Below are 20,249 nucleotides of genomic sequence, written 5' to 3'. Positions count from 1 at the left end.
ACATTCTACCGGTAGTGCTTCCGAGCGAGCCGGACGTACTACCCTTTCTCTATACCGGGCGGCACTTATCATTATTTGATTTTTGTATCTTTGAAAAAGATGAAAGTTATCGCGCTGAACGCTTTTTACAAGACCCTGAACCAGGATCCGGCGCCCGCCTCTTATGAAGCCGGCCATTTTAATCTTTTCAGGATCGAAGACATGGACCTGCCTGAGCACAAAAAGGTCACTTACAGCCGTCGCGACTTCTTTAAAATAAGCCTCGTTAGGGGACACAGCAAAATTCATTATGCAGACCAGAGCATAGAAGTCAGAGATAGCGCCCTGGTATTTACCAACCCGATGGTCCCCTACCACTGGGAACGGATCAGCAAGAAGCAACGCGGCTATGTATGCATCTTCACCGAGGCCTTTTTCAACCGGTTCGGGGCTATCCGGGATTATCCTGTATTTCAATCGGCCGATACGGCTGTAATTCCGTTGTCTGCGACAGACCTGCCCCGGTTCGAAGATCTGTTTTCGAAAATGTTCCGGGAGCTGCAGGGCAATTATACCTACAAATACGAGCTACTGCGCCATATGGTCATGGAGGTTGTACACGAGGCCCAGAAGATGCAGCCGGCAACAGGGAACGCAGTAGCAGGATCCAATGCATCGGAAAGGATCACAGGCCTGTTTGCAGAATTACTGGAACGCCAGTTCCCGGTAGAATTAAGCAGCCAGGTGATCCGGCTGCACACGCCCTCGGCATTTGCACAGCAATTGAATGTCCATGTCAACCACCTCAATAAAGCCCTTAAAGAGATCACCGGGAAAACCACCACCCTGTTGATTAAAGAGCGGGTATGGCAGGAAGCGAAGGTCCTATTGAAAAGCACAAGCTGGACCATCAGCGAAATTGCCTGGTGCCTGGGCTTTGAGGAGCCTAATCATTTTTCCGCCTTCTTCAAAAGCCTGGCCGGCATCACACCTAATAAATTCAGGCAGTTGGGTACGGATTGATTTTTATCCTTTTTGCTTTCATTTTGGTATCCGGAGTACTTGATGTTTGATGAACTTTGCAGTATCAAACGATTAAACATTATGTGGACAGCAAAAGAAAATATGACAGATCAAACCGGCAAAACGGCGATCGTAACCGGTGCGAATGCCGGCATCGGCTACGAAACAGCCCTGGCCCTGTATAAAGCAGGAGCGCATGTAGTATTGGCCTGCAGAAGTATGGATAAGGCGGAAAAGGCCCTTGAAAGCATGCAAGGCCAGCGCGGCGCAGGCTCCCTGGAAACGGCGTTGCTGGACCTCGCCAGCCTGAAGGCCGTACAACAATTTGCGGAAGCCTTTCTACAGCGGCACAGCCGGGTCGACCTGCTCATTAACAATGCCGGTGTCATGATCCCTCCCGCTTCAAAAACGGAAGATGGATTTGAGCTGCAGTTCGGCGTCAACTTTATCGGCCATTTTGCGCTCACCGGCCATCTGTATCCCTTACTCAAAGCCACGCCGGGCGCCCGCATCGTAACGGTGAGCAGCATGGCCTACCTGCGCGGAACCATTGATTTCAGCAACCTGAAGTCGGAGCTATCTTACGATCCTATGCGGGAATATTGCCAGAGCAAGCTGGCCGATATCCTGTTTTCTGTAGCGCTTCAGCGAAGGATCACTGCCGCAGGCGACGGGATAATTTCCGTAGCCGCACAGCCGGGCGCCAACAAAACAGAATTATCACGCCATATGAGCACAACTGAATACGAAGCGGCTGTGGACCGGATTGGCGCCTTGATGGAGCCCTGGCAGGGAGCCCTGCCCTCGCTATATGCCGCGGTTTCGGATGAAGCGACCGGCGGGAATTTATATGGCCCCGACCAGGATGGCGGCTACAGGGGGTTCCCGGCCCGGGTAGCCATTACGCCCAACGGTTTGGATGAGGCTGTAGCCGATAGGCTCTGGGCCTATGCCGCATCAGCGACGGGCCTCCATTATCCGGGGTAAATATTTGCTGAGCAGGCCTCGTTGGTTCAGGCGCGCGATCAAAATGATTGTCTTGCTGCGGACTAATGGCAACCATCGGCATAAAGCATTTGTACTGTGGCATCGCTCTCCAGAATTGCGATCAAAATTTTTGTCAGGCCGAGCGGAGTCGAAGCCTGGCAAAAATTTCTATAAAAATTACTGCCTCTTAAATAATTTTCCACGCCGGCTGAACCATTTACAGCAGCCCTTTTTCCTGCATGAGTGCTTCCTGGCCACGCTCACTGATATACATAATGATCTTAGGTACTTCGTCCAATAAGTGAACGAAGTACGTTATATTGAATTGGATCAGCTCTTCACCCGTCTTTTCAAATTGTGCGCCCCAGGTTATCGTAGCGCCTTTATATTGATCGCTGATAGGAAATTCATTAAAGGCCACAATTTGCATACCTTTCAACCCGGACCGTTCATTTCCCTCCCGTAACTGATCCAGCCACCGGGCAAAATGTTCATCATTATGAAAAGCAGCGCTGCCTTCGGGTCCCGCTACGATAAAGCTATCTGCATAAAAACCGGCCAGCGGCTGCACATCATCGGAGCAGCTGACTACGCCGTATTGCTCAAAAAATTCCTTGAGCTCCGTTATATTTTTCATATCAATCGGTTTAGTGCCTGATAAAAAGATGCTTTTGTCCGGCTGATGCAGCAGAACAGGAGCATTTCCAACAGAACAACCCCGGCGTCCGCTAAAAGTTGCTTAGCGGAATGGTAATTTTCAGGAGACGGAAAATCCCAACAATCTATCGGAGCATGCGCGGTAGGTATCTATAAAGTTCCTATTTTGCTGCAACAGTTCATTTGCCTTTAGCACACAACATCCGACCTATGAATGAAACCGTTACCGGATCAGCGATATCTTTATTCGGACTCAAACAAACAGATACGGCCGCTTTGAGCACACCGGCCCGGTTCTCCGAATACACCATGTTGTTCCTACCCGAAGGAGAAGGCATCTATCATGCCGATTTCGGAACCTTTTCTTTCAAGGGACCGGTTGTCTTGTTCTCGACGCCTTTGCAGGTCATTTATATAGAGCAGTGCAAACCGGCGCCGGTAACCATGCTGCAATTCCATGGCGATTTTTACTGCATCGAATATCATCGTACCGAAGTAGCTTGTAATGGATTGCTCTTTAATAATATTTACATACAGCCCTGTATCACACTAAGCGACAGAGAGGTGGAGGTATTCACCCATTTGCTAAAGGACATTAATGAAGAGACAAGGCAGGACCCGCCCTCCGATATTGTACTACGGGCATACCTGCAGCTCTTCCTCGCAAAAGCCAGCAATATAAAAGTTAAATTGATGGAGGGCAACAGTGGGGCAAAGGAAAAAGACGATTCAATGGAACGTTTCCGGCAATTGCTGGACCAGCATTACCTTACCCTGCATAAGCCCAGCGATTATGCGCAACTGCTGGCTATGTCGCCCAATAATTTTTCCAAACGTTGCAGCCGTTATTTCAGCAAGACACCCTCCCAGCTGATACAGGAGCGATTGGTATTGGAAGCCAAAAAGCAGCTTCATTTAACACGGAAGAGCATCAAAGAAATTGCGTTCGCTTTGCAATTCGAGGATGAGTTCTATTTCAGCCGCTTTTTCAAGAAGGTAACCGGTGTTGCTCCCCAAACCTTCCGTGACAAGACCGGTATCTCTATCGTGGCAGATTTGTCCAGGCAATAGCCTGTCCCGTCCATGTTCCACAGTGACCGGCCGACGTAATTTTGACCTGTCAAAACAAATTACGTCATGCATACATCCCATCCTCAAATGATGTCTCCGATCCGGGCAAGGCCTTTCTCTATAGGCTTACCTTCCGGCCTGGACTGATCGCACCCTGGCAGAACCGGCAAACAATAAATTCATCTCAAAACATAAACTAAAAATGAAAACAATAACAGTACCTGCTCCCGGGCAGGTGAGCGCAGATGCGCAGCTTCTGCTCGACCAGATCCAAAAGCGGTTGGGAAAAGTCCCGAACCTGTATGCCACCATGGGCTACTCGGCAAATGCATTGAAGGGCTTCCTTGATCTTGAAGCCAACCTGAATAAGGGTGTATTCTCTGCAAAGGAACGGGAAGCCATCGCCCTGGTGGTTTCCGAAGTCAACGGTTGTAACTATTGCCTGGCGGCACATACGCTGTTGGCCATCAAACATGGCTTTACCAGGGAAGATACCCTGGCTATAAGAGCAGCCCGGGTAAATGATCCTAAATTACAGGCGATACTACAGCTGGCCCGCTCAATAGCTGAGCAAAAAGGCAAAGCCAACGAAGAAACGCTGGAAGCCTTCTTTGCTGCCGGCTACCAGGAAGCAGCGCTCATGGACCTCACAGGTCTGGTGACAGCCAGGATATTCACCAATTATGTATATGCCCTAACCGGTATTCCGGTTGACTTTCCCGCTGCCGAACCTTTACCATAAAGGGGATAATTAAATCAATGTCGTTTAGCTAAGAAATGAGGTACCCCTGGAAGTCCAATTTCGCCCGGGGGTATAGCAGGTTATATCCGTTATCAGCTATCGGCTTATTACCTTTTAAAAGGAAAGCACCACCTCAGGAAACATTTCCTGCTACTGTCTTAGCGATCTTTGCGTGCATCTTGGCGACCTTCGCGGTTCACCACATGGCTTCGTCATTTCGACAAGTGCTCAACTAAACGACATTGGATATTTAAATACAAACCTGGCAGACAAAGCTGACCAAAGCCTGCCTGCTTTACGATAGTTCAAACACAATAAAAAGATGCAAGAACAACAAGATAGGCTCGTTACCGATGAGCAGAAGGAGTATATCGCCAACGCTTTTCTCAGCGCTTTAAAAAATAATGATTGGGAAAGTATGCGCTCCCTGCTCGTACCGGAAGCGACCTGGACTTTGCCTGGTTCAAGTCTGCTGTCGGGCCCTGCCCGGGGAGCAGATGCAATTATTGACCGGGCGCAGGCCTTGAAGAAATTTGGCGTCCGGTTTCAACTGAAGCATATCCTGTACGGCCTGCATGGCTTTACGCTATCGCTTCACAATACAGCAAGCAGGGACGACCTTATCCTGGATGAGCAGGTGGCTATAGTATGCCAGGTAAGTAAAGGAAAGATCAGCGATATAGCTACTTATCTTTCCGATGTGGCGGGTATTGAACAATTCTTTGTCGCCGGCATCATCGATTAAATATTAGTGACTATCCGGATATAGGAAACAAAGCCGGTCCTTGAGCTCGTCGAAAGGACAAAGATGATGCTTCGACAAGCTCAGCAGCCGTTAATTGGAGGCGAATTGGATCCTGTTTCCTATATCCGGATAGTCAGATAAATATTTTCACCAGGAGTAGCCGGCGATAAGCTACATTAAGGCCGGCTACTCTTCTCTTCATCAAGTGCCCTGATGATCTCCTGGCTGATCTTAAGCGCTACGGGCCGGTGCATGGCCTCAAGCGCAGCAACGGCAATGGTGGCGTTCAACTCAGGTATAAAGATCACGTCCGTCCCCAGTCCGCCGCCATGATTATACCCCATTAATCCTGAATATTTGATCTTCCGGATACCCAGACAATAATTGATCTGCAGATCCGGCGGTACATCCGTATACATTGTCGCCAGCACCTTATCACTGTGAATGACCTTACCGTTAAACAAGTATTGGAAGAACAAAGCCATATCTTTCAGCGTTGCCTTCATGCCACCGCCGCCATACAGGTCCCAGGATGGGTCAAGATCGTAAGTATCCCAGCCGAATTCGTCCCAATACTGATGCGCTGCCGGTACAATGCCTTTGGGCGCCTTTTCCAGCTTGGCAAACCAGGTATGGTCGAGCTGCAGTTGCCTATAGTCCAGCAAGGTACGGATAGAGGTGTAAAACGGCTTCCCGGTGAAATGCTCTATGACCTCGGTTAGCAAAACATAATTGATGTCGGCATATTTAAAAGCCTGCCCCGGGCCCGAAAGCGGCCTTCCCAGGCCGGCTGCTCTGGCGATCTGCTCATCGCGGCTCCATTCATGCTTCTTATGGGTTCCTATAAACTTAAAATAACCCTCATCCACATAATCCCTGATGCCGGAAGTATGCGACAGCAAATGTTTCAACGTGATACTGTCGGTACGATAACCTGCAGCCATAAGCGTCTTATTCGTTCCGGGCTTAAGTAGCGGCCCTACAGGCTGATCGATTTGAAGCTTTCCCTGCTCTTCGAGACGGAGTATGGTCGCAGCAACATAAGGTTTGGTATTGCTGGCGATCAATACCGGCTCATCCGGCGACACCTTTTGTTTTGTCTTTCTATTACTATAACCTGTCGCATAGCTCCAGGACAGCTTCTGTCCCGGCGACTCCACATGTACGATAAACCCGACGGCTTCCGGGTTTTGAGCATAAACAGAGTCTACGATGTGTTGCATGCGATGCGCTATCGTTTGCGCTTGCACGCCGTAAGCAAAAGCGAGAAACAGGAGTGCGCCACAGTATTTTTTCATCATCATTTCTTTATTGCAGGTAAACAGGAGGGACAGGAGGCAAAGGTACGGCTTATCACAGCATAGGTTCCGCCGGTGGCATTGCCACTTCTACCGCCATCTGCGGGACTGCGAATGTAGTCCCGCCCGGTTGATAGGATAGCAAGATACCATTTGGCCAAAAACAATGCGCCCGGCAGGTCCTGTCAGATAAAAGGCCACCAGGCGCATTCCATTTCAGGAAGGTAAAGCCGGCGTGATCATACCCATTCCTCCAGCCGCATCACTTCTGCCTGGCGGGGAAACACCTTTTCCATGAGTACCCGGTGCACTTCTTCATCCATATCGGCGCAGCAGTCCTCTATGACAGTAAGCCTGAAATCCTTATCTGAAGCCTCACGCAGGGTAGACAATACGACGCCGCTTGTAGCGATCCCAGTAAGGACCAGATGCCCTACCCCTTGTGCGCGCAGCACTACTTCAAGGTCGCTACCCGTAAAGGCACTTACACGGCGCTTGGTCACTACGATATCGCTTTGCTGCGGCGCTACCTCAGCATGGATCTGCAGCCATTGTGCAGCTTGCTCCTCCGTCCATGGTCCCCTGCTGCTGATGGCAGAAAAGCTTTTGTTACTGGCACTGATTTCCGGCGTTCCGGCGCGGAAACCAACCACCACATAAATAACGGGCATATTGTTGCTACGGGCCTGGGTAATGGCCCTGGCCACCTTGTCTACCAAACCCGTGGCGTCGGGGAGCATGCCCAGTATGGACGATTGCATGTCCATGACCAGAAGGGCCGCTTTTGTTGTTTGTTCCACTCGATTTTATTTTTGAGAATGAATAAATGCGACTATCTAAACGGCTTCCTGCGCCTTTGCGACATCTTTTTCTACCGGCAGACCTTGCGACACCGTATATTGTTGCTTTTGCTTTTGCTTTTTTAATATCGCGGAAAAAACAAGGGCTATGATGACGCCCGTAATGCCCTGGCAGAGCAAGGTTGTCTGTGCCCCTATCCTTTGGGATACAGCTCCTACGATCAGACTTCCCAGGGGCAACATCCCGAATATCGCCGTCAGCAGGATAGCGATGGCCCGGCCCCTCATCTCTGGCGCCGACTCCGATTGAATGATGATATTACAAATGGTAAACTGCGCTACACTACCCAGCCCGGTGACCGCAGCAAACAGCATAGCCAGCGGGAAATAGCTCGTCTGGGAAAAGAAGATCAATCCGGCACTGAGAATGATCGTGCTGAGCAGCAGCGCCGGCCTCAGCGAAGTGCTCTTCTTTAAAGACGCCAGCAAAATGGTCCCTACTACGGCACCCGCACCAATAAAGGCCGATATATAGCCAAAGGTGGTAGCATCGCCATGGAAGATCATCTTAGCAAATACCGGCACCAGCGTATCGTAAGGTAATACCAGCAGGCCGGTAAGCGACAGCATCACGATGACGAGTCCAAGGGAAGCCTCACGCCTGAGGTAAACAAAACCCTCGGCAAGCTCAGTTAAAACTTTTTTCTTTGGGCGTTGCAGCGCTGCTTTGGAAGCCTTCATAAAGGCTATGGAGACCATGACCGCGCCAAAGCTGGCAGCATTGATGAGAAAACAAATACCGGCGCCGAATCGCTCCAGGATGATACCTGATAATGCGGGGCCGAGCAGTTTGGCCAGGCTGGCCATTGCAGCGCTGAGCGATAAGGCGCTGGGCAGATCGGCAGGTTCAGTGACCACTTCATTGATCATGGACTGCCGGGCGGGAACGTCGTAAGCGTTGATGATGCCTAGTATGACACTGAGCAGGAGTATCTCCCATACTACATAATGATTCAGCATCACCAATAACGCCAGGAGACCGGCCTGGATCATGGAGGTGATCTGCGTGATCTGCACAATCCGGTAACGATTGTAGCGGTCTGCGGCAATGCCGCCGAAAACGGAAAACAGGAAAGAAGGGAACTGCTCAGCAAATATGGTGAGCCCCAGCATAAAAGCGGAGTGGGTAAGGCTATAGATGACCCAGACGACTGCCGTTCGCTGCATCCAGGTACCAAACTGGGAGACCGACCGGCCCACAAAGTAAAGGGTATAATTGGTACTTCTGAATGCTCTGAAGGTACTGACGTTGGTAAGATTCATTTTAGCCTATGTTACTTTTATATTACGTTTTGACATTTTTTGAGAAAATGTCAAAACGAAGACAAAAAAAATGCATTCTGTCTTAGTCCTCTTTTTTCAGCCATTGCATGGTCATACCGGTAAGTGTATCCACAGCCGGCTCCAACCGGGCAAAGCTGCTCTCCTGCTGCAGCTCGCGACGGATACCGCGAATACCGCCAAGAAGGACAAAGATCAATGTTTCCAGCTCTTTGGGTTTCAACGTACGAATCTCTTTGCTTTTGGCGCCACCAGCCAGCACGGCTTTCAGCATTGTTGCCTCAGCTGCCATCAGACGCTTGTGCACCTGGCTCATGTACTGCGCATGCCGCGACATTTCATCAAAGTCCATTCCGGCTTCTATAGCCGAGAAAAAAGCCTTCCTGTCCTCCGATGTCTTGACCTTGGTCAGGCAAAAAGCCCGGAGCTTATCCGCTACCGTAGCTGCCTTGCTCACAGCCACTTCGATCTCGTTAATGACATCGCGGATAAGGGTATCCATTACCGCCTCAAATATTTCGTCCCTGTTCTTATAGTAGTAGTAAAGCGAGCTCCGGCTCTTGCCGATCGCCTTGGATACGTCGTCCATGGTAACCTTCTTCAGGCCGTGCTTGCGGTAGAGATGCAGCGCCGCCTGGAGTATTTGTTCGGGGAGAATATCTTCTTGAAGGACCAATGGCATATCAGATAACTGGAATAATTGTGCAAAGATAAATATCTTTTCAAAACTGACAAAAAAATGAATTCTGTCAACATGTTAGCTTTTGGTTATTTTTCCTGAAGGCAACGCACCGTTTTACGAGCATCACCGGCAGTTACTGAACGCGGAAGGGTTGCCGGTGGCAAGCAAACCGTACTTATAATGCATCCTGACCGGCACCGGCCGGCAGTCCGTCGATCAACCGCCCCGCTCTTCCCTGCGCTGTAGCGCCGACTGATCTTCCGATTCCCCGCGCCGCCAGTACGAAGTAACTGAACAGGCTTCGGGTGGCCAGGCCAGCTCCTCTTTAAAATATCGCCTCAGCTCCTTAGCCGTATCATACTCAGCGGCTACGAAGGCGAAACATTTCCCATCTGGCAATGCTGCCGCTTTAACAATAGTAGCGAGCCTGCTTCCTCGCTCAGGATAAGCATTATGTACCCAATCGACATGCAAATGCGCTTCCGTGCGCAGGTCCATTTCATCATCCTTTCCAGACACCTCGATAATGGCCCTGGCTGGAATACCGGCCGGCAGCTGCTCCAACATAACACCGATCACCGGTATTGCTGTGCTGTCACCCACAAACAGGTATCCCGCTGCTTCGGGAAATAAAGGCTTACTATGCGTCTTCATACCAACGCCTAAGACGCTCCCGGCAACCGCCCGCTGCGCCCAGGAGGAAGCGGGGCCGTTATCGCCATGAGCGACAAAATCGATCCAGAGCTCTTTCCCGTCGTAATCAATCCGTCTCGTGGTATAGGTTCTTCTTACAGAAAGCGTCTCCACACCAAGACTCGCTTCATCAGGGAAAAGGATCTGATCTGTACCCGGCGCAGGGATGAATATCTTGTTGTGTGCGCCGGTCCTGGCATCCCGGAACAGCGCTACCTGCTCTTCCGTCATGGCCAATACAATGCGGATGTAATGTGGCGTCAGGAATATTTTTTCTTTAACGGTGAATACGGCACGCACAGTGCTTTTAATGATTTTTTCCATTATTTCTTATTTCTGTTCCACAATAACGCTACGATTGCGAGCATGCAGCTAACCGCACCAAAGAGGTATACCGCTTGTTCCCGGTACCAACCGGCAATGATACCGGCTGCAGGACCGGCAAGGCCCAGGGAAAGATCGAAAAAGGCGGCGTAGGCGCCCAGTGCAGTTCCCCGCATCTGCGGGCTCACCTTTTTAATGGCCAGCACACCCAATGCCGGGAAAATAAGCGAGAACCCGATGCCGGTAACGCCGCAGCCAACAACGACCATAGCCGGCGATGATGAGCATGCAATCAACAGTTGTCCTAAGATCTCTACCGACAGCGACACGAGGGCTACGCGGTAGCCGCCGAAGCGGTCAGGAAAGGATGCACAAAATACTCTCGTTAACACATAACAGGCCCCGAATGCCATGAATGCCATAGACGGTTCTCCCCAAAGCCTTTGGGCAAACAATAAAGCGATAAAAGAAGAGATGCAGGCAAAGCCAACGGAGGCAAAAGCCAGACCCAGCCCCTGACCGGCGATCAAATGGATCACTTTATAGAATGGCGTTCTGACATGCCCCTCGGTCACGGCCAATGCCGGCAGCCTGAGCGTAGCCAGCCAGCTCACAACCGACAACAAAATGATCCCTGCAAAGACGTATCCGGCGCCAAAAACATTTTCCAGCCCTATCGCTACCGGCGCGCCTATGGCAATACCGGCATACATAGCAATGCCGTTCCAGGTCATTACTTTACCGGATCTCTGCAGCCCCACCAGGCCGATACCCCAGGCCAGTGCGCCTGTCACAGCTAAGCTCTCCGATACGCCGTGAACTATACGCGCCAGCAGGAGCAAGGCAAAGGCAAGCGCAGGATTACCGGTCGCTCCTGTAGCGGCGACATAAATACCCCCTGCCAACAGGATCAGCCCGATACCCGTCCGGTTGCTGGCTTTAGCGCCCCTGGTATCGGTAAGCTTACCGGCATAAGCCCTTGTCAGCAGCGTCGCCAGCGATTGCAGGCCAATAACGATGCCTACGAACAGGCTGTCCTGTTTCAGATCGTTCTTAATAAAGCCGGGAAGCAGGCCGAGCGTCATACCCATAGTCAGGTACACGGCAAAAACAGCGGTAATAATAGGCGCAACGATTCCGGCAAAGCTCCTTTCAACGGGAGCCTGAATAGCAGTATCCATGATCTGACTTGTTTTCTTGATTGATATACGTGCACGCGATACAACGATGAGCCGCGATCAGGAAGGACTTTTAGGTTAAGAAGAAGGAGCATGACTCCGGAGATCATTTCCCTTACTTACTGTAAATCCTCCTTTTTATGAGCGCAAAATTAGGATGGCATCCCGCGATGAAGAATAGCTATATCATGGCTATGATGGGACAAATAATGGTTTTGTTTTCCGGAAGGCCAAAGCCGTCATACCGGTTTGCTTCCTGAAGAAGCGGGAGAAGTAAGCATGGTCTTCATAACCCAATTCATAAGCGATCTGCCGTACATCGAGAGCAGTATAGTACAATAGGCGTTTGGCTTCCAGCAACAGTGCCTGGCTGATCCAGTAGCTTGCCGGGAATCCGGTGACTGCTTTCGTCACCTCGTTGAGATAAAGCGGTGTAATATTGAGCAAAGCGGCGTAGGCCTTCACTTGTTTCAACTCCTTATACTGTGCGCCAACCAATTGCTTGAAGCGGGCAACAGTATCATACTTCGGGCTTTCTATCAGATCGCCCGAACGCTGCAGTTGCGCCAGGCCAGACACCACAAGCCCGGACAGGGTATCCAGGAGCGAGCCGATCAGGCTTGCCTGAACCGGTGACGACACCATGCTCAAAACATGCTGCAGCAAAGGAATTAACGTAAATACCGGATCATCTTTTTCGACCGGAATAACCTGGCTGATATGCAAATAAGTATCCAGAACATTTCTGAGCGATGGGGAAATAAATGCCGTACCGGCAAACACGAACCATCCTTCGGCCTTGTTGAAATCGAGATAGCGATGCACCTGCCCCGGAGCGATAAAGCTTATGGAGGGCCCCTCCAGCCTAACCTCCCTGAAGTCTATTTCCCACAGGAAGGAGCCGGATCGCTGCAGCACAAACATATAATGATCGTCCCTGTGCGGCGTCAATGCCATACTATTCAGGCTATCGATGGGCTGCACGTCGGCGCCCACAGACCTCAATTCATCCTGGTGCACTTCGATCGCAGGTTTTCTCTTTATCTTGTCCATTATAATGATCATGCCATGCTGATATTACCCTTAAGCCTGATTCAGGGTAAGCCATTACAGATCTGAACAGCAAAGGTCGGGAAAAGCAACGCGATTTTCCTGCACGCCATTCAATGGGTTATCATACTTCTTTACGGCAGACGACCTGCAGGAAAATAAAAGAGGCGGTCCCGGTTCCGGGATGGACCTGCTCTTCGATCTCAAAGCAATCCTTAATTCCGTAAGCGCCGAATTCCAGCTGCGCTGAATCCTTATCATAGAAGAATATCTGTCCGCCGTCCTTGTTGATTTCGAAGGTATCCTTTGCCAACGGCTTACCTTTACCATAGTTCGGCGATTTTTTGGAGACCACCGAAAAGATCATCCAACCACCGAGTAGCAGCTGACGGTAGCAATCGGCGATCAACTTCCTCCTCTGTTCCATATTCAACAGGTAAACCAGGCCATAGCAAAATATAGCCTGGTACAAATGCTGGTCGAAAGGCATATCGGTAACGGAGCCCTGAAAAATATTTAGTTCCGTCCCATAGTGTTTCCGGGCGATATCGATGGCCTCCTGCGCAATCTCGATACCGGTTACGCTGATCCCGTCATCCAGGAAAACCCTGGCATTCCGCCCATAGCCGATGCCCGGTATCAGCACCTCCTTTACACCCTCCGCCAGGAGCAGGTCTTTGGCCAGGATAGCCGACCGGCTGGGCTCGAAGCCCCACATGGTCTGATGCCCCTTAAAGGCTTTGCTCCAGAAACTGCGCATGTCCTCTGCAGAATTGCTCCTGCTCTTATCCGGTTCTGCCGGCAACATTTCTGAGGAGACACCGAGCGTTTCCAGCAGAATAGTAATCGCACCGGGGTCTGCGGAAACGTGTTCGATCCGTAGCAGCAACTCTCCTCCGTTGTGATCTATAACGACTGTGGCGCCCGGCAGCTGCTGCTGCAGGATATTAATGACCATCTCTGTGTGGTCTTGCTCCGGGATGGTTATTCTGAAAACAACGCTCATATATACAGCTGTGGATTATATCCAGCACAAAAATACTTATCTTAACTTTCCAAATGATAGCACTTCCCTTTTGGAAAGTAACCATCAGATTGAAAGTAAAGACAAAAACAAAATCATGTTGCCGGGAGAAAAAGATTGTTCCAAAGCAATGCTATCCATCAAGGATGCCTTGGAAGCCCTGGAAGGGCGGTGGAAGCTGCTGATCCTGTATGCGCTTTGTAGCGGCCCGATGCGTTTCAGCGAGATCGCCAGGGCGGTACCCGGCATTACCGATAAGACACTAACCAAGGAGCTGAAAGCGTTGCAGGCCGGTAAGCTGATCCGCAGAACCGTTTACGACACTTCGCCCCCTGCAGTCGAATACACCATTACGGCACATGGAAAATCGCTGAGGAATTTGCTGCACGAGCTGTGGCGTTGGGGATTGGCCCACAGAAAGGAGGTGATAGGGAAGTAGCGAACATGCTGCGGCTTACCGGAAGCAACACATTGCGGGTTACTTTCTAATCCAGCTTGCGCATGCTACCTTGCGCCGTGCCACAGTACTGGAAATACTGCAGTCCCTTAACCTTGCCTTCGGCATCCTTGTCAAAAAAAAGACGGAAGTGTTCGGGCTTTTCTTTAATGAGGAAAGAGCCGTCGCGCAGCGCATACAGGGTCAGATGGCTCCTGCTCCCGGGAGGCTGCAGAAAAAGTCCTTTGGCATCTTTACCAATAGCAGCCTGCGTGCTGGCATCTTTAGTATAGTTACCCACAAACTGGTCGTAGGCTGCGCCACTGGTCGGTTTCAGGTATTCCGTTCTCATAGCAGACCAGCCGTAGGCATCTGCAATACTATGAACGACATCCTGCGCCAGCCATATGCCGTTATCCGAATTACTGAGCACGATAGCGCCCTGCCCGTCGAGGGTACCGAAAAGCAAGCCGGTATAGCCCGCATTATTACCCGAATCCCAGAAAGCGGCTACGTCTTTATAGCCCTTCAGATGGACACCCAAGCCAGTAGCATTGATCCGGGGACGCAGCATTTCATGGATAAGGCTGCTGTCGGCTATGGTTGAAGAAAGACCTTTGTATTCCTGCTGCAACTCGAGGACCAGCAGGGCCAGATCGGTGGCTGTAGTCCAGAACCCGGCGGCTGCCATCTCGGGGTACACCTGGTATTTGCGTTTCTAATCGACCTTACCCTCCTCATCATGCCCCCTGGCGATGGCTTGGTGCAGGTCTTCATCGGGATAGTAGCTGTAAGTACTATGCTGCATCTTCAGGGGTTTGAAGATGAGACTATCGACATACCGGGGAAAGGACTGCCCGCTGGCATCTTCGATCAGCTTCTGAACAATAAGGAAACCGCCGCCGGAATACTTCTCTTCCGTTCCCGGTTCGTGTTTTACTATCAGCTTCTTTTTCGTGTTGGCAGGTGTCTTGCTGTCCAGCATTTGTCCCATATCGGGCAGCATGCTATGGGGCGTGTAGCCTTCGAAGCCATATTCATCGTCCAGCCCGGCGGTGTGGGATAATAAATGCCTCAAGGTGACCTTTTCTTCTTTTCCGCCGCTGGTCGGTATCTTCCAGCCGGTCAGGCTTCTGTTGACAGGCTGATCCAGGCTGAGTGCTCCTGTTTTCACCAGATGAAGCGCAGCCAGCGCCGTCACGACCTTACCGATAGATGCACATTGAAATAGTGTAGCGGTATCGACAGCGATGCCGGGCGCAGATGCATCGGCAACGCCATACCCCTTTGCCCAGGCCAACCTGCCCTGGTCAATAACAGCGATGCTGAGCCCATTGACCTTCTGTGCCAACATACGTTGATGAATAGTGAATGCCGGGAGGATCGTGCCCTCAGCAGGCAGGGCTTCGCTATGTAAAGATTGCTCTGTTTTCAATTGTAGCGGGTCGGGAGCTGCTTGCGCAAAAGTAGCCGCCGGCAGGCAGCAGCATAAGAGCCGGAAAAGAGGGCGCATGACGGATGGTTTTGCTTTTCGACACAATATAGGGTAATCCAACTAATCCTTTAAATGGTGTAGCCAATGACGCCGGCTGCTTCGATTTTATAATGCGGCGCCATCGGGACGGAGTCCCTGCTGATAGGCCAGCCGGTTGAGCCCCATTACCGATTGTATGTCCAGCTTACGGAAGATGCGGCCCTTTAATGTGCTGGCCGTAGAAGGACTTATTGCCAGGGCATTGGCGATCTCCAGCACGCCTTTTCCTTCCAGCAGCAACAAGGCGATCTCGCGCTCCCGGTTGGAAAGCGCTTCAAAGGATTGGAGCTCTTCCTGGTTGGCGTCGAGGATCCGTGGCTTTGCCTGAGGGACCGGGTACTGGTATCTCCTGTCTTCGTACACCGAGGAGATCACGTCGAGGAAGACTGTGTCGGGTAGGCTCTTGTTCAGATAAGCGCTGGCCCCAGCCTGGAGACAACGGCCGGCAAAATCCTGCTCGGCGCCCATACTGATCACTATGATCCTGAGCTCCGGCTGCAGGTCAAGTGCCTGCCCCACCAGGCTAATGCCTTTCTGATCAGGCATCATCAGATCAGACAGCAACAGCATATATTCTTTCTCCTGCAGGCGGTCCAGCACCTCCTGCCCCGATTGTGCAAAATCGATGCAACAAGGTAGCGGTATGGCTTCACGTGTCAGCAATTCCAATCCCAGGCGGACGGCAGAATGATCGTCGGCAATAAGTATATCAGGCATAGAGGCAGTAAAACGACCAGGTTACGATATAGGATAGAAGGCTTACAGGGTAAGCAAAGATAAGCCGCCCCGCCAACATATCGCATGCAGGCGAATATGTAGCCATAGTGCTACAGGTAAATGCAGTACCCGTCTACAGGAAAGCGTTGGATGAGCGCATGCCGGCCTAAGGCCGAGCTACAAAAAGGTTGCGGTCGCCAGATAAGTAAATTTTGGCGCCGCTAATATGCAAAGATCCCCGTCTTTTCAGGCGGGGATCTTTTTTGACATCGACCTTTACGGCCGGTCGGTCCAATTATTTCTCTATAGAAAGGCGTTGTACCATACGACCATCTTTACCGCTGATCTCTACATTGTAAAGACCGGAAACCATGCCGTTGAGTGGCAGCTTAAAGCTGTTCTCACCTTTCACCAGCATATTGTTCTCATGTGTATAGACAGTACGACCCAGCATATCGGTAATGCGGATGGCAAACTGCTGTGGAACAGTAGCTGTGATTGACAATACAGCAGTTTGTGATGCCGGATTGGGATAGATCGAGGCTTGCGCTACACCTTCCAGCTCGTTGATACCGGTGCTGGTAGGTGTTTTCGCCTTTTCGGCATTGATGATCTCATATTTTCCGCTGTTCATCTTAAACAGTACGACATAAGCTTCAAGCTTTGTTTTGTTCCATCCTGTGGTGATGTCCACTTTGAATGTTTTTGAAAATTCGGCATTGGCTGCAATAGCGCCTGTTCCGATCTTTTCACCCCAGGGTGTGCTGGCCAGTGCGGTACCGGTGGTAGCCATGGCACCCCTCAGTACATGCGGATGTTTGGTGGGATTGCTGGGTGCGCTGGTCTGGTCGGCCTCAACATCGTTTTCTGTAAGCAGCACTGTCATATAATAATCCCCGGTGGCTGCCGCCCAGAATTTGGCTTTCGCAGCTACGGTGATGGTATTGCCGGTAACAGTAATATTGGCTGCTGCACTGGCCACCGCTGCGGTGCCGTTAGCTGTGGTCACTGTACCCATGATCCGGGTTACATCTCCACTGTTGTTGCCGGTAACGCCATCATTTAAGGAAGCCTTATTGATGATAAAGGTAGGCACGCCGGTAATGCTAAAGTTGGAAGCCAGGGCATTACCACCCACGGCATTGATGGAACTGGGATCGCTCGACGTTTTCACACCAATCAGGTAGCCTTTGTCGCTGGAGGCCAGCTGTGTGTTCAGCTGGTCGCCTACAGCCACACCATAAGCGCCACAGGGAGGGCACCAGGTCTCACTGAAATCCAGGATAACGGCACGGGTCTTTTGCTGGGGTGTTTGGGCATAAAGGCCGAAGGCAAGGCCGCAAGCAATGGCACTAAGTAATGGTTTTTTCATACAAATTGCATTTGGGGTGTTAACGAAATGGTTCAGAAAATGAAATTAAATTTAATTCTTACTTTACAAGAACGTATTAAAATTAACAACGATTAACACTAATTAACGATAAATCTCCCATTTCAGGACAACAAACTACACATAAGTGTAGTCTCTCCTTTGTTTAAGGAACAATAGCCTACTAGCTGCAATCAAACAACAGCCCGGAGCTTCCAAAGAAATAGAAACCGGGCCAGCCCCATGCAATAAGGTTAAATGCAGGCATGTCCCATTTCATAATATATTCAGCTGCGCTGCCCCCCTTTTGCTTGTTGTGGGCCATCAAAACGCGTCTGATCAGGATCGCCGCGATTAGCACAAAAATGATGATATAGTTCGCGATTATCGTCGATTGACTAAAGGTATTGTAAGGCAGCCGGGGTAAATAAGCGGAGTTGTAAAAGCTACAGGCAACCAATGTGAGCATCAATACAAAAGCGGGGGATATTTGTACCCCGGCATTGCCGATCCAGAATACGAATCAGCTCAACAGAACCTGAAGCACCAGTGGCAAAAAGAATGCCCCTATATAGACCCCAGCTTGTACGCTACTTCTATTGCTATATGGAACCGGTTAAACCCAGCGCCATTTCGCAAATGGGTTTTATAGCGGTATTCAATGTTTCGCCGTACATTATCAAAGACCATTGCCGTATCGCTCGACCAACTGCCAAAAGGCATTTGCCTGGTTAAAATAACCATTGGAAGTACTACGAAAAACAGCAAACTTGTAATTGCAGGACAAGGCCCGCTACATTTGGCCCTAGGATTTTCCACTCCTGCATAGGAGTCGCCAGGTCATCGCTACACTCAACCAGGCGCCGCGCTGACGCAAAACAAAGACCATGGACCTGGAATATCCTTCTTGCCTCCAAAAGATAACTACGTAGTGAAAGATAAAATACATTACTTTAGTTATAATAAATCCTAAATTCATTTTGCATGCATAGCATATTGCCCTTTCTGATAGCGATGGTCCTGATCGTTGTATTGCTGGGAATGCTGGCCAACAGGCTTAAGGTCGCCTATCCCATATTGCTGGTACTGGCGGGCCTTATCATTAGCCTGGTTCCAGGGTTGCCTCCGATCAAGGTGAATCCCGATCTTATCTTTTTCATCCTGTTGCCACCGCTACTTTTTGAAGCTTCCTGGTCAGTCTCCTTTAAAGAGATGAAGAAGTGGTGGCGTATGATCAGTAGCTTCGCTTTTCTTGTGGTACTGTTCACAGCATTTTCCGTAGCCATCGTTACCAATTACTTTATTCCCGGCTTTACGCTGGCGCTAGGGTTCCTGCTGGGCGGCATTGTGTCGCCTCCCGATGCTGTGAGTATCGGCGCGATCACAAAATTTGTCAAAATACCCCGCTCCACCTCTGCTGTCCTAGAAGGAGAAAGCTTGCTCAACGACGCCTCTTCACTTATCATATTTCGCTTTGCCCTCATCACCGTAGGCACAGGCCAATTCATATGGCACCAGGCTGCGCTCAGCTTTGTATGGATGGTGATCGGCGGCGTGGGCACCGGCCTGGCGCTCGCATGGCTCTTTGTACAGGGACACCGGCGGCTGCCTACCGATGCGCCCTCCGATATCGCCCTTACGCTTATAGAACCGTATATCCTGTATTGGGTCGCAGAGCAGCTGCATAGCTCGGGCGTGCTGGCGGTGGTGAGCGGTGGGCTGTTTATGGCCCACAGGCGACTGTTCTTCCTCAGCAGCACCAGCAGAATAAGGGGCTATAGCGTGTGGGAAAGCTTTACGTTCCTGCTGAACGGCGTCGTATTCCTGATCATAGGCCTCGATCTTCCCGAGATCGTGGATGGTTTGCGGTCCAAAGGCATTCCCCTGCGCACCGCTATCGGTTATAGTCTCCTTGTGACAGCCGTTCTCATCGTCGCAAGGATCATCAGCTCCTATGTTGCCTTGATCGCAACGCTCATCTTCAGGCCAAACGTAGCGCCCAGACCTATTTCCAGGTTGGGACGCTTCACCATGCCGCTACTGCTGGGTTGGACGGGTATGCGCGGCGTGGTATCGCTTGCGGCCGCCCTATCGATACCGGTGAGCCTTTCCGATGGCACAGCTTTCCCCTACCGTAATCTTATCCTGTTCATCACCTTTGTTGTTATCTTGCTCACCCTGGTGGTTCAGGGGCTTACCCTCCCCTATCTTTTAAACCGGGCACAGGTGCTCCGGGGACTACAGGGGGAACCGCCCGAAGCGGCAAAGCAAAAATTGGTCCGCGACCTACGCCTGCATACTTATGCCTTCCTTAAAGAACGATACGATAATGAGCTGCACGATCATGCCGGTATGCGGCAATTGCTGCAGCATTGGGAGGATAAGATGAAAGCGGCTGATGAAGATTGGATGAACCATAAAACGAAAATCATCTTTTTGGAGATGCTGGAATGCCAGCGCCAATATATTGCCGAGCTTAACAATGACCCGAACGTGGATGAGGATCTGGTCCGCGAGCAGCTATTCCTGATCGACCTGGAAGAAGAACGCATCCGCATGGCCCTAAAATAACCGCGGTTACCTCCGGGGCAACCAGAAA

General features: G+C 50.7%; 20 protein-coding genes. 7 read left to right on the top strand and 13 right to left on the bottom strand.

What is annotated here, in order from left to right; translation table 11 throughout:
* Positions 1–99: 99 nt before the first annotated feature.
* Together DZK30_RS04780 and DZK30_RS04775 are read left to right on the top strand one after the other, a co-directional pair.
* Positions 100–1,002 (top strand): helix-turn-helix domain-containing protein, encoded by a 903-nt coding sequence (locus DZK30_RS04780; RefSeq protein ID WP_118972926.1) that lies wholly within the window; start codon positions 100–102, stop codon positions 1,000–1,002.
* Positions 1,003–1,044: 42 nt separating this feature from the next.
* Complete coding sequence (locus DZK30_RS04775; RefSeq protein WP_317125481.1) at positions 1,045–1,989, top strand: oxidoreductase; 945 nt, start codon at positions 1,045–1,047, stop codon at positions 1,987–1,989.
* A 217-nt stretch (positions 1,990–2,206) separates the two neighbouring features.
* Here DZK30_RS04775 and DZK30_RS04770 read toward each other — a convergent pair whose 3' ends face one another.
* Positions 2,207–2,626, bottom strand: a complete 420-nt coding sequence (locus DZK30_RS04770; protein ID WP_118972924.1) for a hypothetical protein — start codon at positions 2,624–2,626, stop codon at positions 2,207–2,209.
* A gap of 230 nt (positions 2,627–2,856) precedes the next feature.
* Here DZK30_RS04770 and DZK30_RS04765 point away from each other — a divergent pair, with 230 nt between their 5' ends.
* The 3 genes from DZK30_RS04765 to DZK30_RS04755 all read left to right on the top strand — a co-directional run bounded on the left by DZK30_RS04765 (position 2,857) and on the right by DZK30_RS04755 (position 5,204).
* Positions 2,857–3,717, top strand: a complete 861-nt coding sequence (locus tag DZK30_RS04765; RefSeq protein WP_118972923.1) for a helix-turn-helix domain-containing protein — start codon at positions 2,857–2,859, stop codon at positions 3,715–3,717.
* A 202-nt stretch (positions 3,718–3,919) separates the two neighbouring features.
* Complete coding sequence (locus tag DZK30_RS04760) at positions 3,920–4,459, top strand: carboxymuconolactone decarboxylase family protein (protein ID WP_118972922.1); 540 nt, start codon at positions 3,920–3,922, stop codon at positions 4,457–4,459.
* A gap of 322 nt (positions 4,460–4,781) precedes the next feature.
* Positions 4,782–5,204 (top strand): nuclear transport factor 2 family protein, encoded by a 423-nt coding sequence (locus DZK30_RS04755; RefSeq protein ID WP_205529358.1) that lies wholly within the window; start codon positions 4,782–4,784, stop codon positions 5,202–5,204.
* Positions 5,205–5,380: 176 nt separating this feature from the next.
* On the opposite strand, the gene DZK30_RS04750 is transcribed toward DZK30_RS04755, so the two are convergent.
* The 8 genes from DZK30_RS04750 to DZK30_RS04715 all read right to left on the bottom strand — a co-directional run bounded on the left by DZK30_RS04750 (position 5,381) and on the right by DZK30_RS04715 (position 13,576).
* Positions 5,381–6,508: a serine hydrolase domain-containing protein gene (locus DZK30_RS04750; RefSeq protein WP_118972921.1), complete on the bottom strand. Its 1,128-nt coding sequence runs from the start codon at positions 6,506–6,508 to the stop codon at positions 5,381–5,383.
* A gap of 233 nt (positions 6,509–6,741) precedes the next feature.
* The gene (locus tag DZK30_RS04745) at positions 6,742–7,302 is read right to left on the bottom strand and encodes a cysteine hydrolase family protein (protein ID WP_240432855.1); all 561 of its coding nucleotides are present in this window, start codon (positions 7,300–7,302) and stop codon (positions 6,742–6,744) included.
* 36 nt (positions 7,303–7,338) lie between these two features.
* Positions 7,339–8,625, bottom strand: coding sequence for an MFS transporter (locus DZK30_RS04740; protein ID WP_118972920.1), 1,287 nt, complete (start codon positions 8,623–8,625; stop codon positions 7,339–7,341).
* 82 nt (positions 8,626–8,707) lie between these two features.
* On the bottom strand, positions 8,708–9,325 hold the full coding sequence (locus DZK30_RS04735; protein WP_118972919.1) for a TetR/AcrR family transcriptional regulator: 618 nt from the start codon (positions 9,323–9,325) through the stop codon (positions 8,708–8,710).
* Positions 9,326–9,541: 216 nt separating this feature from the next.
* The gene (locus DZK30_RS04730; protein WP_118972918.1) at positions 9,542–10,342 is read right to left on the bottom strand and encodes a siderophore-interacting protein; all 801 of its coding nucleotides are present in this window, start codon (positions 10,340–10,342) and stop codon (positions 9,542–9,544) included.
* A complete protein-coding gene (locus DZK30_RS04725; RefSeq protein ID WP_118972917.1) occupies positions 10,342–11,523 on the bottom strand; it encodes an MFS transporter in 1,182 nt (393 codons plus the stop codon). Before DZK30_RS04725 ends, DZK30_RS04730 begins: the two co-directional genes overlap by 1 nt.
* Before the next feature lie 189 nt (positions 11,524–11,712).
* The gene (locus DZK30_RS04720) at positions 11,713–12,585 is read right to left on the bottom strand and encodes a helix-turn-helix domain-containing protein (protein ID WP_118972916.1); all 873 of its coding nucleotides are present in this window, start codon (positions 12,583–12,585) and stop codon (positions 11,713–11,715) included.
* A gap of 109 nt (positions 12,586–12,694) precedes the next feature.
* The gene (locus tag DZK30_RS04715; RefSeq protein WP_240432854.1) at positions 12,695–13,576 is read right to left on the bottom strand and encodes a class I SAM-dependent methyltransferase; all 882 of its coding nucleotides are present in this window, start codon (positions 13,574–13,576) and stop codon (positions 12,695–12,697) included.
* Positions 13,577–13,691: 115 nt separating this feature from the next.
* Here DZK30_RS04715 and DZK30_RS04710 point away from each other — a divergent pair, with 115 nt between their 5' ends.
* A complete protein-coding gene (locus DZK30_RS04710) occupies positions 13,692–14,033 on the top strand; it encodes a winged helix-turn-helix transcriptional regulator (RefSeq protein WP_118973395.1) in 342 nt (113 codons plus the stop codon).
* Positions 14,034–14,079: 46 nt separating this feature from the next.
* Here the strand turns inward: DZK30_RS04710 and DZK30_RS04705 are convergent, their stop codons facing one another.
* The 4 genes from DZK30_RS04705 to DZK30_RS04690 form a co-directional block, all read right to left on the bottom strand.
* Positions 14,080–14,721, bottom strand: coding sequence for a hypothetical protein (locus tag DZK30_RS04705; protein ID WP_118972915.1), 642 nt, complete (start codon positions 14,719–14,721; stop codon positions 14,080–14,082).
* Positions 14,722–14,748: 27 nt separating this feature from the next.
* Positions 14,749–15,543 (bottom strand): serine hydrolase domain-containing protein, encoded by a 795-nt coding sequence (locus DZK30_RS04700; protein WP_118972914.1) that lies wholly within the window; start codon positions 15,541–15,543, stop codon positions 14,749–14,751.
* Positions 15,544–15,630: 87 nt separating this feature from the next.
* Positions 15,631–16,281, bottom strand: coding sequence for a response regulator (locus DZK30_RS04695; protein WP_118972913.1), 651 nt, complete (start codon positions 16,279–16,281; stop codon positions 15,631–15,633).
* 295 nt (positions 16,282–16,576) lie between these two features.
* The gene (locus tag DZK30_RS04690) at positions 16,577–17,653 is read right to left on the bottom strand and encodes an Omp28-related outer membrane protein (protein WP_118972912.1); all 1,077 of its coding nucleotides are present in this window, start codon (positions 17,651–17,653) and stop codon (positions 16,577–16,579) included.
* 981 nt (positions 17,654–18,634) lie between these two features.
* On the opposite strand from DZK30_RS04690, the gene DZK30_RS04680 reads away from it, so the two are divergent.
* The gene (locus tag DZK30_RS04680) at positions 18,635–20,221 is read left to right on the top strand and encodes a Na+/H+ antiporter (RefSeq protein WP_118972910.1); all 1,587 of its coding nucleotides are present in this window, start codon (positions 18,635–18,637) and stop codon (positions 20,219–20,221) included.
* Positions 20,222–20,249: the final 28 nt, after the last annotated feature.

This window comes from Taibaiella koreensis, from assembly GCF_003545715.1.
Taxonomy (GTDB): Bacteria; Bacteroidota; Bacteroidia; order Chitinophagales; family Chitinophagaceae; genus Taibaiella; species Taibaiella koreensis.
The sequence above is the reverse complement of the archived record's forward strand: the minus strand, read 5'-3'. Positions and strand labels throughout refer to the sequence as shown.

Excerpts from the sequence above, each read along its gene's own strand:
- DZK30_RS04780 (WP_118972926.1), top strand. The coding sequence starts at position 100 with ATGAAAGTTATCGCGCTGAACGCTTTTTACAAGACCCTGAACCAGGAT.
- DZK30_RS04775 (WP_317125481.1), top strand. The coding sequence starts at position 1,045 with ATGTTTGATGAACTTTGCAGTATCAAACGATTAAACATTATGTGGACA.
- DZK30_RS04770 (WP_118972924.1), bottom strand. The coding sequence starts at position 2,626 with ATGAAAAATATAACGGAGCTCAAGGAATTTTTTGAGCAATACGGCGTA.
- DZK30_RS04765 (WP_118972923.1), top strand. The coding sequence starts at position 2,857 with ATGAATGAAACCGTTACCGGATCAGCGATATCTTTATTCGGACTCAAA.
- DZK30_RS04760 (WP_118972922.1), top strand. The coding sequence starts at position 3,920 with ATGAAAACAATAACAGTACCTGCTCCCGGGCAGGTGAGCGCAGATGCG.
- DZK30_RS04755 (WP_205529358.1), top strand. The coding sequence starts at position 4,782 with ATGCAAGAACAACAAGATAGGCTCGTTACCGATGAGCAGAAGGAGTAT.
- DZK30_RS04750 (WP_118972921.1), bottom strand. The coding sequence starts at position 6,508 with ATGATGATGAAAAAATACTGTGGCGCACTCCTGTTTCTCGCTTTTGCT.
- DZK30_RS04740 (WP_118972920.1), bottom strand. The coding sequence starts at position 8,625 with ATGAATCTTACCAACGTCAGTACCTTCAGAGCATTCAGAAGTACCAAT.
- DZK30_RS04735 (WP_118972919.1), bottom strand. The coding sequence starts at position 9,325 with ATGCCATTGGTCCTTCAAGAAGATATTCTCCCCGAACAAATACTCCAG.
- DZK30_RS04730 (WP_118972918.1), bottom strand. The coding sequence starts at position 10,342 with ATGGAAAAAATCATTAAAAGCACTGTGCGTGCCGTATTCACCGTTAAA.
- DZK30_RS04725 (WP_118972917.1), bottom strand. The coding sequence starts at position 11,523 with ATGGATACTGCTATTCAGGCTCCCGTTGAAAGGAGCTTTGCCGGAATC.
- DZK30_RS04720 (WP_118972916.1), bottom strand. The coding sequence starts at position 12,585 with ATGATCATTATAATGGACAAGATAAAGAGAAAACCTGCGATCGAAGTG.
- DZK30_RS04715 (WP_240432854.1), bottom strand. The coding sequence starts at position 13,576 with ATGAGCGTTGTTTTCAGAATAACCATCCCGGAGCAAGACCACACAGAG.
- DZK30_RS04710 (WP_118973395.1), top strand. The coding sequence starts at position 13,692 with ATGTTGCCGGGAGAAAAAGATTGTTCCAAAGCAATGCTATCCATCAAG.
- DZK30_RS04705 (WP_118972915.1), bottom strand. The coding sequence starts at position 14,721 with ATGGCAGCCGCCGGGTTCTGGACTACAGCCACCGATCTGGCCCTGCTG.
- DZK30_RS04700 (WP_118972914.1), bottom strand. The coding sequence starts at position 15,543 with ATGCGCCCTCTTTTCCGGCTCTTATGCTGCTGCCTGCCGGCGGCTACT.
- DZK30_RS04695 (WP_118972913.1), bottom strand. The coding sequence starts at position 16,281 with ATGCCTGATATACTTATTGCCGACGATCATTCTGCCGTCCGCCTGGGA.
- DZK30_RS04690 (WP_118972912.1), bottom strand. The coding sequence starts at position 17,653 with ATGAAAAAACCATTACTTAGTGCCATTGCTTGCGGCCTTGCCTTCGGC.
- DZK30_RS04680 (WP_118972910.1), top strand. The coding sequence starts at position 18,635 with ATGCATAGCATATTGCCCTTTCTGATAGCGATGGTCCTGATCGTTGTA.